This window comes from Nitrospira sp. Nam74 (assembly GCF_965152615.1).
The window spans coordinates 4,785,730-4,801,444 of the sequence record NZ_OZ224220.1; the positions used below are offsets into that span (position 1 = coordinate 4,785,730).

The 15,715-nt window shown below is 58.1% G+C and carries 9 protein-coding genes; 6 read left to right on the top strand and 3 right to left on the bottom strand.

Annotated features, from left to right (window positions below; all coding sequences use genetic code 11):
• The first annotated feature begins 69 nt into the window (after nucleotides 1-69).
• Together ACWHYZ_RS22600 and ACWHYZ_RS22605 are read left to right on the top strand one after the other, a co-directional pair.
• Entirely contained in the window at nucleotides 70-1,062 is a 993-nt protein-coding gene (locus tag ACWHYZ_RS22600) for a multicopper oxidase domain-containing protein (protein ID WP_447984920.1), read from the top strand.
• 226 nt (nucleotides 1,063-1,288) lie between these two features.
• Nucleotides 1,289-2,128, top strand: coding sequence for a hypothetical protein (locus ACWHYZ_RS22605; protein WP_447984921.1), 840 nt, complete (start codon nucleotides 1,289-1,291; stop codon nucleotides 2,126-2,128).
• 275 nt (nucleotides 2,129-2,403) lie between these two features.
• Here ACWHYZ_RS22605 and ACWHYZ_RS22610 read toward each other — a convergent pair whose 3' ends face one another.
• The 3 genes from ACWHYZ_RS22610 to ACWHYZ_RS22620 form a co-directional block, all read right to left on the bottom strand.
• The gene (locus tag ACWHYZ_RS22610; protein WP_447984922.1) at nucleotides 2,404-2,808 is read right to left on the bottom strand and encodes a hypothetical protein; all 405 of its coding nucleotides are present in this window, start codon (nucleotides 2,806-2,808) and stop codon (nucleotides 2,404-2,406) included.
• Between the two features lie 98 nt (nucleotides 2,809-2,906).
• Nucleotides 2,907-3,266 carry a hypothetical protein gene (locus ACWHYZ_RS22615; protein WP_447984923.1) on the bottom strand — a complete coding sequence of 120 codons (360 nt, stop codon included), beginning with the start codon at nucleotides 3,264-3,266 and terminating at the stop codon, nucleotides 2,907-2,909.
• A gap of 61 nt (nucleotides 3,267-3,327) precedes the next feature.
• A complete protein-coding gene (locus tag ACWHYZ_RS22620; protein ID WP_447984924.1) occupies nucleotides 3,328-3,558 on the bottom strand; it encodes a hypothetical protein in 231 nt (76 codons plus the stop codon).
• A 439-nt stretch (nucleotides 3,559-3,997) separates the two neighbouring features.
• Between ACWHYZ_RS22620 and ACWHYZ_RS22625 the strand changes: the two genes are divergently transcribed.
• The 4 genes from ACWHYZ_RS22625 to ACWHYZ_RS22640 all read left to right on the top strand — a co-directional run bounded on the left by ACWHYZ_RS22625 (nucleotide 3,998) and on the right by ACWHYZ_RS22640 (nucleotide 15,681).
• The gene (locus ACWHYZ_RS22625; RefSeq protein WP_447984925.1) at nucleotides 3,998-5,464 is read left to right on the top strand and encodes a sensor histidine kinase; all 1,467 of its coding nucleotides are present in this window, start codon (nucleotides 3,998-4,000) and stop codon (nucleotides 5,462-5,464) included.
• A 2-nt stretch (nucleotides 5,465-5,466) separates the two neighbouring features.
• Nucleotides 5,467-6,042: a hypothetical protein gene (locus tag ACWHYZ_RS22630; protein ID WP_447984926.1), complete on the top strand. Its 576-nt coding sequence runs from the start codon at nucleotides 5,467-5,469 to the stop codon at nucleotides 6,040-6,042.
• A gap of 810 nt (nucleotides 6,043-6,852) precedes the next feature.
• Nucleotides 6,853-11,712 (top strand): multicopper oxidase domain-containing protein, encoded by a 4,860-nt coding sequence (locus ACWHYZ_RS22635; protein WP_447984927.1) that lies wholly within the window; start codon nucleotides 6,853-6,855, stop codon nucleotides 11,710-11,712.
• Between the two features lie 255 nt (nucleotides 11,713-11,967).
• Nucleotides 11,968-15,681, top strand: a complete 3,714-nt coding sequence (locus ACWHYZ_RS22640) for an alginate lyase family protein (RefSeq protein ID WP_447984928.1) — start codon at nucleotides 11,968-11,970, stop codon at nucleotides 15,679-15,681.
• The last annotated feature ends 34 nt before the right edge of the window (nucleotides 15,682-15,715 follow it).

The window sequence follows — 15,715 nt, forward strand, 5'->3', positions numbered from 1 at the left end:
GCTTGGTATGCGGAACAGTGATCCGGCGCCACTGCATGAGCTAAAGAGACGGAACCGTGAGGAATTGGAATGATGCTACGGACTACATATCTGCTGGTGTTGGCGCTTGGCTGTTTGGTATTCACCGCAGCCGCATCGCCGGCGGCGACCCGAGAATACTTCATTGCGGCAGAGGACGAAGTTTGGGACTATGCGCCCGCTGGTACAGATGTGACGCATCATGCCCCTTTACCGCCAGAAGTGGACGGTCATACGAAGTGGCACAAGACGCGGTTCATCGAATATACCAATGCAGAATTTCACACTCGCAAGGCACACCCCGCATGGTTAGGTATTTTGGGGCCGATCATCCGTGCAGAGGTCGGCGATACTGTCATTGTACAATTTAGGAATAAGGGGGATCGTCCCTACAGCATGCATCCGCACGGTCTCCGCTACACGAAGGACGACGAAGGAGCGTATTATCATCCGGCCGGACGGGGCGGACGCGTGAAGCCCGGCGAGAGCTATACCTATACGTGGATCGCTGATGAACGGAGTGCGCCGGGCCCCCGGGACGCCAGTTCGATCGTCTGGTGGTATCACTCTCACGTTGATGAGCCGGAGGACATCAATGCAGGACTGCTTGGTCCCATCATCGTGACCGCGCAAGGGAAAGCGCGGCAGGACGGTTCTCCAAAAGACGTTCAGCGCGAGTTTGTCACGTTATTCATGATTTTTATCGAAGCGGAACAGGCCCAATCCGACAAGCAGGGCGGCGTTGAAATGATGTCGATCAATGGCTACCTGTTCGGGAACCTAACGGGGCTGGACATCCACCAGGGGGAAACGGTCCGATGGTACGTCTTGGGAATGGGAGATGAGCGCGATCTGCATACCGCACATTGGCACGGCGAAACCGTTGAGTGGAATGGCCGACACACGGACGTGATCGAGGTCTTGCCGGCCACTATGGCAACCGTGAATATGGCCGCCGAAAACGTAGGGACCTGGATGTATCATTGTCATATGGCGGAACATATGAAGGGTGGAATGCACACGACGTTTACCATTCTCAAATAGATCGTCTCCGGACCCGACCTCCGCCTCAGGATCCGCCATCTTGCGCCGACACCTCATCCGGGTGCACCGGTGGCTCATCTCTTCTTCACATCGATAATCGCGCCATAGAGACCGCCTCGGATGAGCCTCAACGTAGGACGTACACCGATAGGCCACGAGTTGTAATTATGCTAATCGTCCGCGCGGTCGTGGACCGCCTTCTTATATGATAAATGAAAGGACCGCCATGCGAGCGATAGTCTATGCCATGATCGTCGTGTTCATGACGATCAACGCAGGCTGCCACACACAACCGGTGTTGACCGGCTCGTCCGATGATGCCGTGACATTCACGGCTCGGGATCATGCCTTCGACGGACCTGAAAGTATGGGCGCAGGTCATATCACCATGCGTCTCGTGAACCAGGGACACGATCCCCATCTTGCCCAATTGATCAAACTGACCCGAGGAAAGACGGCAAAGGATTTTGTCTCGGCCATCGAGGCGGAGCCGCTCGCCACACCGGCGTGGGCAGTCTATGCGGGAGGCCCGAATGCGGCGATGGGCAATGAAACCGCCGAGGCGACCCTTGATCTGAAAGCCGGAGACTATGTATTGATCTGCCAGGTGCCGGACCGGCAGGGAAAACCGCACTTCGCCAGCGGGATGATCAAGCCGGTACGGGTCATCGAAGATCAACGAAGACGACGCCTCCAAAACCCTGACCATGCGGACTCCGTGATACGCGCCCTCGATTTTCGCTTTCACGTCCAGCAACCGCTTCGAGCAGGAAAGCAGCGGGTCCGATTCGTGAATCGCGGAGTTCAGCCGCATGAGGCTGTTCTGGTTCAGCTCAATCCCGGCGCGACGCTGAAAGATTTCGTGGCGTTTTTTGAACCCAATGCCTCTGGTTCTCCCCCGGGGCGCCCTGTAGGAGGCATGGCCGGCCTGGAACAGGATCAGGAAGGAAGTTTCATGGTGGATTTGACACGAGGCCGCTACGGTTTGATCTGTTTCTTTGTCGACCCTGAATCCGGGATGCCGCACTTCGCAAGGGGCATGTCCACTGAATTCGATGTGGAATAGAAGCCGGGACCGACGCCGATAGTTTGACTAAACCATTTGGGGGAAATCCGTCTTGTCAAAGGCATGGCGGTATCCGGCCGCCTGCGGTTGTTTGATGGGGGCGCTCTCCACTTCGGCGATAACATCATACGCAGGGCCACTACGTGCCGCCGTTCGGGCAGACGCCCTGGCTGATTGAACACGACCTAGCTTGACTGCACGCTGCCCGTTGATTGCACTGTTCAACAGGAAAATGGAGAGGAACAGAACGAATAGATCGTGTGGTTCCTCCCAGGCTATCCTCGTGTCGGTGTCTGAATGTCCTGCTGAATGTGGTCGAGCAGCTTTGGCGACCAGTCTATAAATGCCCGGCCCCAAACCCAACCCGCCTTCCGGGTATCGATCCACACCCTCGTCGAGCCTGTACCGCCTTCTTCGAGCCACACCGTAATCGTCTCACCTCTACCCGTGAATTCAGAATGCCGGCCTCCTTGAAGGTGATGCCGATCTGGGCTGTCCTCAAAGATGTCCAAATTAAGCCGTTGAAATCCGTGGCGCGCCGCGTCCTGTACCTGAGCGAGCGGCGCATCATACGAACGCGACAGCGCATCGGAATCTCGCACGGGTGCTCGGGAACAGGATGAAAGCCCTACGGACGTGAGAAGCAACAGGATGACCACATACCAACAATGTTTGACCATAGGGTTGAAAATCCTTTATGTGCCTAATTGCCGTTCGCGGCTCATGGCAAGTTGTAAGACTGCCTTTCGATGAACTGTCACGCAAACGGCACCGGCAATCAACTCTCCATCATTTGCAATCGCGCCTCGAATTCGTGTCCGCACTTGACGCACCGAATACAATCCCTTTCCAGCGTTAATTCCTCCATCCGAACCGCCATTCCGCCGCAATCGGGACAGCGAGCCACATGGCGCCGCTGATCGTCCAGCGTTTCATACCGCGAACCATGAAGACAGTACACCGGGCTGCCGTCCAATTCCCACGGTTGCCCTGCCTTATCCACTTCCGGCAAGACGATATAGTGACGGCCGGCATACTCGGTAAGCGGCGGTCCTGTTGAAGCCTGGCGATAGATGAGCTTTCCGGACCGGGCCTCAAATAGACTATCTCCCTTCACAATCGCTTTGGTAGGACCCATGTACATCCTCCCTCGAATGGGGCTGCCACAGTGACTGCAGGCTCAGCCTCTCTTAAAAGGCCTACTTAGCGGGCAGCATGAGATAAAAGGTCACCGGAATGACAATGGCAGCACCCCAGGTCAACATTCTATTCCGAAAGGTATCGTTAATGCCGTAGACTAAAATAGTCGCGATCGCCGCATAGTAGATAAATGCGTTGCCTCTCGAATAGCCATGCGATTCTTCAGCCCATGCCACTGTCGGCAAGATCCAGAAGAGCGGTGCCCATAGCGCAGCGATGAGTCGGTTCATAGCGTCCTCCTTTGAAGGTGATGAAATGTGAGGGGCCGTCGAGAACTCGTCGAAGCAAACAGGGCTATATGGATAAGTATGCTAGCGGTACGAGACGTACTGCGAGGAAACGATAGATTAGCGAAGGACAGCCAAACTACCCCGGATCATCCATGGCTTACCCTCCTGAAGGGAAGCAATTGGAAAGCAAATCCGAGCATGGACCCCCCGGCCAGAGATGTCAATATCCAAGAAAATACCGATCGACTCACCCCGCAAGCGCGGATAAGGGCCACTGTATCTTTACAATTATGATGACGGTTAGTGAGGCGATTCTTTCGTAGCCGGCACATTTTGCCTAGGACTCTTTGGTACTTGATGAAAGAGCGATACAGCCCCCCGTACATTGACCATAGAGAGATTACTGCTAGACTTTTTGCATCTCTGATGGAGTTCCGGCATGGGTCCGATACGATTGAGTATTTTTGGACGTCTGACAATCGGGTTTTTGGCGATTATTGTTGTCATGGCGTCGGTCAGCATGTTTGCTCTTTACCAGATTCGTCAGATTATCGAACAAAGCACCTCATTGGTTGCGCACCATTATCCAGCGATCGATACAGCGAAATGGCTTCTCGCGAACATCTATGCGCAAGAGCGGAGCGACCGAGAGTATCTCGCCGTCGGCGATCACGTGTTCCTCGAGAAGTTCAATGAGGAAGCGAACGAGTTCCGACGAACCGTCGCCTCGTTGAAACATCAGGATGGGTCGCAGGATTCACGCCGGTTTCTGATCGAAGCGGAGGCCTTGCAGGAAAAGTATGCAGCGTTGTTCCATCGATATACGACACCGAAAGCATCGACGCCTCGTCAGAAACTGTCGGAGTATGAGAACCGACGGGAGGCCCTAATTGGCGAGATTTCGGCGGCACTCCAGTCATCATTAGACATCCATGAAACCCTGGTCGCTGCGGCGCTGAAAGACTCATTGCAGCGGTCGCAGCAAGCCGAGCGGCTCACAGCCTATCTGGGAATAGCCGCCCCCATATTAGGGATCGTGTTCGCGGGCGTGGCGACGTATACCATTGTGGCTCCTCTTCGACGACTGCAGGAACATATCCGAAAGATCGGCCTAGGTGAGTTCCGGAACGCCATTAATGTGCCGGTCCCGAGCGATCTGCGCGATCTCGTCGAATCCGTTCGATCGATGGCCACGAAACTACAAGAACTCGATGACATGAAGGCGGAATTCCTCTCTCATATGACGCACGAACTCCGCTCACCCATGACGGCCGTCCACGCGGGGACACAGCTACTACTGGAACAAATACCGGGCCCCATCACCGACAATCAGCGCAGCACGCTGCAAATTATGGAAGAAAGCAGCCGCGAAGTGATCAGCATGATCAGCGGCCTGCTGGATCTAGCCAAATTTGAGTCCGGCATGATGGTCTATCATCCCACGTCGATCGACCTCATGCGTAATGTCGACGCGGCGATTCAAAAAGTGCGGCTGCTCGCCGAGCGCGAACGCATCCGAATCATCGTCAATGCGCCCTCCGAACCGGTTCGTGTCCATGTCGATGAAACTCGCATCCAACAGGTCCTGGATAATCTCCTGTCTAATGCACTCAAGTTCAGCCCGGAAGGCGCACTAGTGTGTTTAAAACTGGAGCCGGACGTCGAGAAGAAGACGCTGCAGATTTCCGTGTCGGACACGGGGCGCGGCATCGCACCCGAATCACTTCCGCATATCTTTGAGAACTTTTATGGTGGTTCTACCGGCACGCCAAGCAAGGTGCCGGGCAGTGGAATAGGGCTCGCGCTCGCTAAAAAAGTGGTGGAGGGCCACGGCGGCCGGATTTGGGCCGAAAGTGAATTGGGGAAAGGTACAACGATGCGCTTTATTCTGCCGCTGGAGTCATAACGATGTCGATGATGAAATGCCGGCATGTGTCTACTGCGGCCGCTGTGGTGATCGGCGTGGTCAGTGTGGTCGGCTGCGCCACGACATCGTCCCAGCCGTCAAAGCCGATGTCCTCTTCATCTGACCGTCCGGCTGACCGTACCGCCGACCGTCCGGCTGCAGTCCTGAAACCTCGGCCATCGACCATCGAAAGCGAGAAACGCTTGTTGCTGTGCGGCCAGGAAGGATCGTGCGATCGGCTGCACTTTATGACGGCGCTCTCGACGCTACACACCAATTCCGATGCGGCAGTGGCCCACTTCCGAGAAGTCATCAGGACCGCGCCGAAAAGTACGGCGGCGAACCTAAGTAGGTCATGGCTGAACGTATTAGGGACCTCTTCGAGGCTGGAGGAGAAGCAAGTAATCACGGATACTATCGACTGGCTTCTTCTTGAGCTCTTGAATCGGGATAAGCAAGTAGAAGAACTGTCAAAGCAGCTCAACGCCTTAAAATCCGTTGATCTGGAGATGAAGGAACGAACATCTCGAATGAAGCCTCGAATCACTCCCCTACCCACGCTCGAGAGCGGACAGTGAAGTGCGTCGAACGCTCAAACCGTCTTGCCCTTCGACGTGAATGCGACTCTTTAGTTCTTGTAGACAGTTCACCGTCGTAGACGATCGTATTCATCGCCACCTACCACGAATTCCATCCGACGATTCCCAGACAGAGCGGCTGAGGAATCTACCTTTGTCGAATGGACCAGGGTACGGTTCGGATCGACTGAAACAACATCCGAGAGAGCCTCAAGCATCCAGCATTCCGACTCACTGGTGAATGAATCCATGGGACACCAGACAATAGAAGTAGACCTCACATCTCGACTCCGCCTGCCTTGTACCGTACGTCCCCGCCATTTTTATAGAAAAATGATGGTCATACAGGTGAAGCTTTTCAATAAAGATGCCCCTACACCAACACAGCATGGCACACATCTGCTTTCTGTCCTGAATCCTGCACATAACCGCGCGATGCTTGAGGCCATCCGAACTTACCGTTAGCGATGCCTGCTTGACGAGGACTTAGAACGCCGGCACGCGCGAATTCTCATCCTTACGCAGCCTGCGCATCATCCTATAGAGACCTGCGATAGGGTTGAGGGGGGAGTATTCCTGCGGTGTCTACGAGCCAGCTCCATCCGGCCTGATTCCTGTCGAACACTCCCTTGGCTTAGTATCCATCCCCTCGCTAGATGGATCTCAGAGGGGGCGGCCAACCCATATGAAACAAGGCCTGCACAAAGGACACTTGGGTGGCACGCTGAACCCGGATAACGTCTTATTCACGGCCGTATGGCTCTTGCACATCGCTGTCGCCCCGTTCACTTACTTCCATGGAGGGGGATCATGAAAGCTCTTAGACCTTCACTTCACAGAATGGCGGGTACGTACGTGTTGGGTGGCACCGTCCTGCTGCTATGCGGGCCATTGACGGCGTGGGCTGAACCGGCCCCGAAGCATACGGCGCTCGATCCACCGTCAGCGATGTCCCACCCTCACGCGAGCTGGACCGAACAGCTGAAAGGGCAGACCGTCCTTGAGGACGTGCTCGAGGGGCGACCTGAACGGGCCGCGATGGTCGAACGTCAGCACGAGCGCATTATGGTGCAACTGAACCAAGATGCGGCGATGCAGCATACCGGTGGCGGTTACAACAATATGGCGATGATGCACCAATATGGCGCCGGCGGGCAGGACCTACTGCTCATGTCCGACCAACGGACTGAACCGGTTGCTCGAGAAGGTGGCCGATGTCCCGCCCAAGCGCCGGTGCGGTCCTATGATATCTCGGCCATCAACGTCGAAATCTCGCTCAACCAGTGGCTGGATTTCTACCCGGGGTATATGTACGTCCTCACCGAGAATGTCGACAAGGTGCGTGAAGAAGAGGAAAAGAACAAGGCGGCGCGTGAGATGGAGGGGTACGACCCCGGTGGAGTCATCAATGGCTTGCAGAGCCAATGGATTCAACCGCTGGTCATTCGGGCGAACCAGGGCGACTGCGTCAAGATCAAGCTGCAGAACAAACTCGAGGGTGGCGAGGAAGTCAGCCTCCACATTCATGGGTCCAGCATGATCATCGGCACGACGGGAAAGGCGGCGACGACGACGAACACTGAGTCGATCGTCGCACAAGGGGCGAGCCAAGACTTCGAATGGTATCTCCATCCCACAATTCAGGAAGGCGCCCGGCAGTTCCACAGTTACAGCAACGACCGGGAATTGACCGTCATGGGCCTCTTCGGGACGTTTGTGGTGGAGCCGAAAGGGTCCGAATACCTTGAACCGGTCGGAAGCGGTGACCCCACGCCGATGACCAGCGGCTGGCAGGCGATCATTCGGAACGGAACCGGTCCGGACTTCCGGGAATTTGTCATCATCTATCATGAAGTCGGCGACGAAGCCTTCCGCCCGGTCAACAAGAAAGGCGAGTTTCTCCCGCAACGCGATCCACTCACCGACACGTACCGGCCCGGCGGGCGCGCGCTCAATTACCGCAGCGAGCCGTTTGGGATTAACCAAATGCACCTGCAGCATGAGTACTTCGGCTTCGAAGATGAATCGCTGGGGTATAGCTCCTACACATTCGGAGATGCCCCCACGACCATCCCGCGATCCTACATCGGCGATCCGGCGAAATATCGCTTGGTGCATGGCGGGTCGGAAGTGTTCCACTCGCATCATCCACACGGAGGCTCGATCCGGTGGCCTCGCAGCCCGCGAGCCATCGACGAGATGCCCCTGTGGCACACCGCAAAGAATGGACCCGTCAAATATCCCGTGATTCGCGCGAAGACCGACCGCGTGGATACGGAAGTGATCGGGCCGTCGGAGGCGCTCGATCTCGAGACCGAGTGCGGGTCGGGGCTGTGTCAGCAACTGTCGGGCGACTTTCTGTTTCATTGTCATGTCGCGCACCATTACGTCTCCGGGATGTGGGGCTACTGGCGCGTCTACAACACGCTGCAGCAGGGGGACTATCACAATGACGTCATGCCGGATCTGCGCGAATTGCCCGACCGCCAGGGCCGCATCAAACCCGGTGTGACGTCGGATGCGCTCGTCGGCAGGACCGTCGACTGGTTTGGAAAAACCTTCCAGATCGTGGACAAGGGAAAGTCCAATTGGAAGTCCAATCCGGCAGTGGTGACTATTAAGGATTGGGTGGAGATGCAACTACCGACGCAGGGAAAGCCCGGTCATAAAGACGATGAGAAGGCCCAGATCGTCGCGTACGATGCGACGGTGCTCGATTGGACATGGGAAGGCCACCGGGCAATGACCGAAAAAGAAAGCACGATCGTGAACCCCAAGTATAAATCAAAAACTCCGGGACAGCGGCAGCCCATTTTGTTTGAGCCGACCACCGGGAAAGTCGCATTCCCGCACTTGCGCCCTCATTTTGGAAAGCGCGTCATCTTCTCGCCCGGGCATGTAGGCGCCCCGTGGCTGGAGCCGATCCACGTCGACGAGAATGGGGAGCGGACGGCTGAGAATGCGAAGCCGGGAGAAAATGGCCGGTGGAGCTTGTGTCCCGAAAATGCCGGCCGCAAATACTACAACATTCACTTTATCAAGCTGCCCATCACCATGTCGAAGAAGCAGGGCAAGGAGCCGCCGCTGGTCGATCCCACCGGACTCATCTATGTGCTCCACGAAGAAGAAGCGGCCGTGCGGGCCAACGACGACCTGAAGTACCCCCTGGTCTACCGCGCCAACATATACGACTGTGTCGATTGGATGTTGACCAGTGAATGGGAGGACGACGATTACACCAATTTCCAATCCTCGAAAATCAACATCCATCCCCATTTCCTCCAGTTCGATAATCAGGCGTCGGACGGTGTCATCACCGGTATGTCTTACGAGCAGTCGGTCCGTCCCTTTACAATGCTGGAGAAGAAGACCAAAAAGGGCCTGCCTGCGCCAATGAACTCCGTCATAACGGCACCAGCGAAGAAAGGCGCGGCGAGCATTACGGTCAAGAACGCGGCTCAGTACCATGTCGGGACCGAACTGCTGGTCGGCGCCGATAATGTGAAGGGCAATGAAGTGGCGCGAATCAAGGCGATTAAGGGGAACACTATCACGTTCCAAAAGCCGCTTCGGTTCGACCATCCGGCTAACGACATCGTGACGGTGGAATTCGTACGGCAACGGCTCTGGGCGGATTCGGATGTCGGAACGGTCTTCTGGCACGACCACGCCTTCGGGGCGACCACCTGGCCGCATGGCGGTTTCGGAACCCTGCTGATCGAACCGGTTGGGTCGACCTATCATGATCCCAAGACCGGCAAGGAAATCCGGAGTGGCCCCATTGCCGACATCCGAACGTCGGAACCGGTCGGATATGGTGTCAATGGCAGCTTCCGCGAATTGATGGTGCAAGTTCACGATACGGTCCCGCACACGGTCAATATCGTGACTGCCGGCAATCCGCCGGGCCAGCCGATTGAAGTGGCCTTAGAAGCCGGCAAGACGGTGTCGTTCATGATGCCCGAGAAGATTGCGATGACGCCGATGCCGTTCCTGAACGGTGGGACACACACGACCGGGAGCGGCCTAAACTTCCGGGCGGAGCCTATTGCGCAGCGATTGGCCAATAACCCGGATGCCTCACAAGTCTTCAACAGTGCCATCCATGGAGATCCGGATACCCCGCTGCTGCGCGCATATCTTGGAGACACGATGGTCTTCCGGCTGCTGCATTCCCTTATGAACGAAACGATGACTTGGACGCTGTCGGGGCATACGTTTCTCACAGAACGGTACGCGGGGGATGCGAATAGGAAAAATTCTATTCATATCGGCATCGCGGAACGGTACGACTTGGTCGTGCCGCAAGCCGGAGGGCCAAGGCTTCAGCCGGGCGATTATATCCACTTCAATGGGCGCTCCTCTAAATTCTCTGAAGGTGCGTGGGGCATCGTCCGCGTGTTAGACAAGGAAGTGCCTGATCTTCAGAAACTTCCAGCCGGCTATTCGGCACGAAACGAACTGCCGAAGGCGCAGGCCGTCTGCCCGGAAGATGCGCCCGTCAAGACCTTCAACGTGATCGCGCAAGACTTCCCGAGCATGAAGTTCAATCCGAACGCGCCCGAAACAATCGAGGTCGACTTCGAGCGAACGATCCAGATAGCGAACGCCGATGCCAAAATCTACACGCTTGAAGAGGACGTCTCGAAGGTCGCAGAAGGCGTGCAACCCATGCCGCTCACGATTCGCGCGAATATTGGAGACTGCATTAAGGTCAATCTGAAGAACAAGATGAAGGAGAGCCATGCGAGTTTCTCGGCCATCGGACTCGCGTTCGATCCGAAGGACTCGCTGGGCGCGAACGTCGGGAAGAATCCGGGCGATCAGACTATTGCCCCGGGAAGTGACCGCACCTATACCTACTATGCCGATCCGTTCCTGGGCGAGACGAGTTCGCTGGTCTGGGACTGGGGGAATGTGATGCTGAATCCGCGCAACGGCCTGTTCGGCGCCGTCATCATCGGTCCCAAAGGATCGAAGTACCGGGATCCCAAGACGGGCGCGGATATTTCGACGAAGAACAGTTGGACGGCGGATGTGATCATCGATCGAACCATCCCGGGAAACGAGATGCGCATGAACTATCGCGACGTGGCACTCTTCTTCCAGGACGAGGACAATATCATCGGCACCAGCTTCATGCCGTATGTGCAAAACGTCGCGGGACTCACCGGGGTCAATTACCGTTCGGAACCGTACAAATACCGGGAGGAAGTTGGCTGTTCACTGGGCAAGATGTTTCAGCCGTGTACGGCCGACAAGCCGGAAGACCCGGTGACGCCGACCATCGAGGCGCACGCCGGCGATCCCGTGCGGATCCATGTCTTCGGCGCGAACAACGAACAAAATCAGATGTTCAGCGTTGAGAAGCATGAGTGGCCGATCGAGCCATACATGCGCGGCGCCGATGAGATCAGCGTCGTGGAATTCAGCGGTTCGGAAGTGATCGATGCATTTATTGGATCCGCCGGCGGTCCGTATAAATTACCGGGCGACTATGTCTGGAGCAACCAACGGTTGCCCTACTCCCAATCGGGGCAATGGGGCTATTTCCGGGTGCTGCCGGCCGATGACCAGCGGCTGCTTCCCTTGAACCGCGGCGGAGTGGACGTCAAGAAAGCCGCTGCCGAGGATCAAGGCGCCGAAGCGTTTCCTGTTGCCATTCGGTAGACGGGGTACGGTCAGTCACAGCAATGCAGTCCTCAGGCACTTTGGACTGGCCTCCTTACCCTGAGGGCTTCCCGATGGGAGGTCATATGGTGACCTCCCATCGGCTCTTCATCCGTAGCTGCGATCACCAAAAGACAGTGAAGTGGCCGCTGATTCGGCAGGCCGTAAACGAATGCCGGTCCAACGAGGGCGAGCTGGGAGGACCGCGAACGGCTGGGCCATCCGTTCGCGATCTAATGCTCAAGGAGGAACATTATGTCCAAGGTTTTGCGAACGGTAATGATGGTCGCTCTTGTATTCGTCGGTCTAAGCTGCGCCCAACGCGACGTGTCGAGGGCGCCCGGCTTGCCGTGGATGAACACGAACCTCACGCCGGAACAGCGCGCCGACCTGCTGATTCCGCGGATGACGCTCGAACAGAAGGTTCAGCAGCTCTCCAACGACACGCGGCCTGCGGAGAATCCTGCGAACCGGCCGCCGGGGTGTGAATTCACGCCGATCGGGCGTCACATCCAAGGTATCCCCGAACTCAAAACCCCAACCGTACGCATGATCAACGGCGGCACCGGGGTCCGCGGGGGTGACTGCCTCCCTGAGCCTGTGGCGACTGGGCTGCCGTCAACCCCGGCCAGCGCGGCGACGTTCAATCCTGAACTGAACCGTCGATTAGGCGATATCCTGGGCGATGAAACCCGGCGCGACGGGCACCAGGTCATGCTCGCGCCCGGTATGAACTTGCACCGTCATCCCTACGGTGGACGTAATTACGAATACCAAAGCGAGGACCCGTACCTGTCAGGGGTGATGGCAGTGGAACAGATCAAAGGCATCCAGGCCCATGGCATCCACGCGAATGCGAAGCACTTCGCCGGCAACGAGCAGGAAACACAGCGGCGCCAAATGGCCACCGTCATCCCACCACGCGCGCTGCATGAGTTGTACCTGCTGCCGTTCGAGATGACGGTCAAGGAGGCTCAGCCAGCCTCCGTCATGTGCGCCTTCCCCGAAATCAACGGCGTCTCCGCGTGCTCAAGCCAGGACCTACTCAAGACGACACTGCGCGAACGTTGGGGATTCGGAGGATACGTCATCACCGACCGACGCGCGGTGCACGACGTCGCCCCCTCGATTAAGGCGGGGGTGGACTGGGAGCTGTCCCATATCACACCCCTGCATTATTCGCTCGATCCGCAGCCAGGGCAGCGCGGGAATCCGGGCAGCGAAGGCATCAGGGCCGCGCTCGCCAACGGCAGCATCACGGTCAGCGACCTCGACCAGATGCTCCGGCGTCGTTATGTCCAGATGTTCAAGTTCGGGCACTTCGACACAAACTTCGATGCGCTCTACGGGTCAGTTCCCGACTTCGCCGCCCACGGCCGGGTGGCTCGCGAGATTGCCGAGCAGGGGATCGTCCTGCTCAAGAATGAGAACAACTTCCTGCCGCTGAACGCGACGAACATCCGATCGGTCGCGCTCATTGGCGCACAGTGGTACGCCGGCATGGCGAAGTTGCCGCCGCGGTCCGTCAGGGCCAACAACACGAACGTCGTCGCTCCCTACACGGTCACGCCACGGCAAGGCCTCGAGAACGTGCTGAGGGCGATGGGCTCCTCAGCCACGGTGACATACCAGAGTGCAGGCGGGACCGGACGTGCAGCTGCCCGAGCCGCCGCTGACGAAAGTGCAGCTGCCCGAGCCGCCGCCGAGGAAAGTGCAGTTGACCGAGACGCCGCTGACGAAAGTGCAGCTGACCGAAACGTCGCTGTCGAAAGTGCGGGCGGGACCGGAAGCAAAGCTGACCGTGACGCCGCTGTCGAACTGGCGAAGAAGTCGGACGTGGTGATCGTAATGGTGGGGGACAACCCGCACGAGCTGTGCGACCGGGAGTCTCTGAGCCTGCCGATCATCCCGCCCGCCGATGTCAATTTCTGTGCGTATGACGAATTGAACGAGGGCGAGTATGATCTGCCCAACCCGCCACGAGGCGGGGGAACCAACCAAGAAAGGCTCATGAGAGAGCTGACTGCCGCCCCAGGTGTGGCGCAGAAGATGGTGGTCGTGCTCAAGACCGAGGGTATGGTCTTGATGCCGTGGCTCGACAAAGTGCCGGCGCTGCTCGAGGCCTGGTATCCGGGGCAGGAGGACGGCAACGCCGTTGCCAACATCCTCTTCGGCGTGCGCAATCCGTCCGGCAAGCTGCCGATGACCTTCGGCAATTCGGAACGGGAGGCTGCTTATGCCACAGAGGCGCAGTTCCCCGGCCTTTGGGTTCCTCCCCCGCATTGGTTGAACCGGCAACGGTTCTCCGCGCAGTACACGGAAGGGCTGCAGGTGGGCTACCGGTGGTACGAGGCCAACAACGTGACCCCGGTGTTCCCGTTCGGGTTCGGTCTGTCATATACGACGTTCGTGTACAGTGGTCTTTCAGTCGGAAGCACCTTTCAGCAGACGGGTCACGCCGTGGTGACGGTCACGTACACGATCACCAACACGGGCCCCAGGCAGGGGGCTGAGGCCTCGCAGGTTTATGTCACGCTGCCCGCGGCGGCGGGTCAACCATCCAAGCGGCTGGTCGGGTTTCGGAAGGTCGATCTGATGCCAGGCGCGAGCCAGACGGTGACCCTCACCATCGACTCGTCCGCGTCGAACCATCCGCTCTCCTACTGGGTGCCCGAGAACGACGCGCCGGTACCAGGGTGGGGGCGCGGCGGCTGGGTGACAGCTCCGGGGGACTACACCGTCCACGTTGGAACCTCCTCGGCCGAGACCCCACTCGAACAGACCATCACTCTTGGCTCTCCCAATCCGTCGGCGACGGTTCCGTCGGCACCGGGCGCGCCGTCCAGCAGTCCTCAACTCCTGATATTCGACAGCGCACATGTGGCGCGCGTACGTGATAGTTTGCGTCGGGGAGAACCACAGTTCAGGACCGCGCTGACGGCGCTCGAAGCGGACGCGAACCGCGCGCTGAGCGTCGCGCCGATGTCCGTGATGGACAAGGACATCACACCGCCGAGCGGCGACAAGCACGACTACATGAGCCAGGCGCCGTACTGGTGGCCCGACCCGTCCAAACCGGATGGCAGACCGTACATTCGCCGGGACGGCCGGCGGAACCCGGAGATCGATCGAATCACCGATCGCGAGAATCTCGAACGCCTCACCGATACCGTCTCGACGCTCGCGCTCGCCTTTCATTTCACCGGCCGCGAACAGTACGCGCAGCACGCCGCGCGACTCGTTCGGGTCTGGTTCCTCAATGCGGCGACGCGGATGAATCCACACCTGCGGTTTGGGCAGGGTATTCCGGGCATCGCTGAGGGGCGAGCGGCCGGTATCATCGAGACCCGGTTCCTGCCGGCGATCATCGATGGCGTGATACTTCTGCAAGGCTCGTCGGTGTGGAGCGCGCCAAACGACACGGCATTCAAGGACTGGATGCGGGACTACCTGAAGTGGCTCCTCGAGAGCTCACTTGGACGCGACGAGGCGCGCAGGGGAAACAATCAGGAGACCTGGTACGACGTGCAGGTGGTCTCTCTCGCCCTCTATACCGGGCAGCCCGAGGTGGGGCGGACGAACTTCGAGCAGGCGAAGGCCGACATCCGCGAGGAATTCGAGCCGGACGGCAGGCAGCCGCGCGAGCTCGAACGCACACGCGCGTGGGACTACAGCACTTTCAACCTCACCGCCTTCACGCAATTGGCTGCGCTCGGCGACCGCGTGAATGTGGACCTCTGGCACTACCGCACCGCAGATGGACGCAGCCTGCGCCAGGGTCTCGACTTCCTGGTGCCATTCGCAACGGGCGAAAAGCGCTTCCCGTACATGCAGATCACAGAATTCCGTCCATCACTCCTCCACGTGCCCCTTCGACGGGCTGCAATCGGCTTGAACGAGCCGGAGTACCGGGATCTCGCGCGACAAATCGGGGGTGAGACGCCAAGGCTGGAACTGACCCTCCCTTGATACGGGTTCAGTACGGACGTCCATGCACCAGCGT

Excerpts from the sequence above, each read along its gene's own strand:
- ACWHYZ_RS22625 (WP_447984925.1), top strand. The coding sequence starts at position 3,998 with ATGGGTCCGATACGATTGAGTATTTTTGGACGTCTGACAATCGGGTTT.
- ACWHYZ_RS22640 (WP_447984928.1), top strand. The coding sequence starts at position 11,968 with ATGTCCAAGGTTTTGCGAACGGTAATGATGGTCGCTCTTGTATTCGTC.
- ACWHYZ_RS22610 (WP_447984922.1), bottom strand. The coding sequence starts at position 2,808 with ATGGTCAAACATTGTTGGTATGTGGTCATCCTGTTGCTTCTCACGTCC.
- ACWHYZ_RS22620 (WP_447984924.1), bottom strand. The coding sequence starts at position 3,558 with ATGAACCGACTCATCGCTGCGCTATGGGCACCGCTCTTCTGGATCTTG.
- ACWHYZ_RS22630 (WP_447984926.1), top strand. The coding sequence starts at position 5,467 with ATGTCGATGATGAAATGCCGGCATGTGTCTACTGCGGCCGCTGTGGTG.
- ACWHYZ_RS22600 (WP_447984920.1), top strand. The coding sequence starts at position 70 with ATGATGCTACGGACTACATATCTGCTGGTGTTGGCGCTTGGCTGTTTG.
- ACWHYZ_RS22635 (WP_447984927.1), top strand. The coding sequence starts at position 6,853 with ATGAAAGCTCTTAGACCTTCACTTCACAGAATGGCGGGTACGTACGTG.
- ACWHYZ_RS22605 (WP_447984921.1), top strand. The coding sequence starts at position 1,289 with ATGCGAGCGATAGTCTATGCCATGATCGTCGTGTTCATGACGATCAAC.
- ACWHYZ_RS22615 (WP_447984923.1), bottom strand. The coding sequence starts at position 3,266 with ATGGGTCCTACCAAAGCGATTGTGAAGGGAGATAGTCTATTTGAGGCC.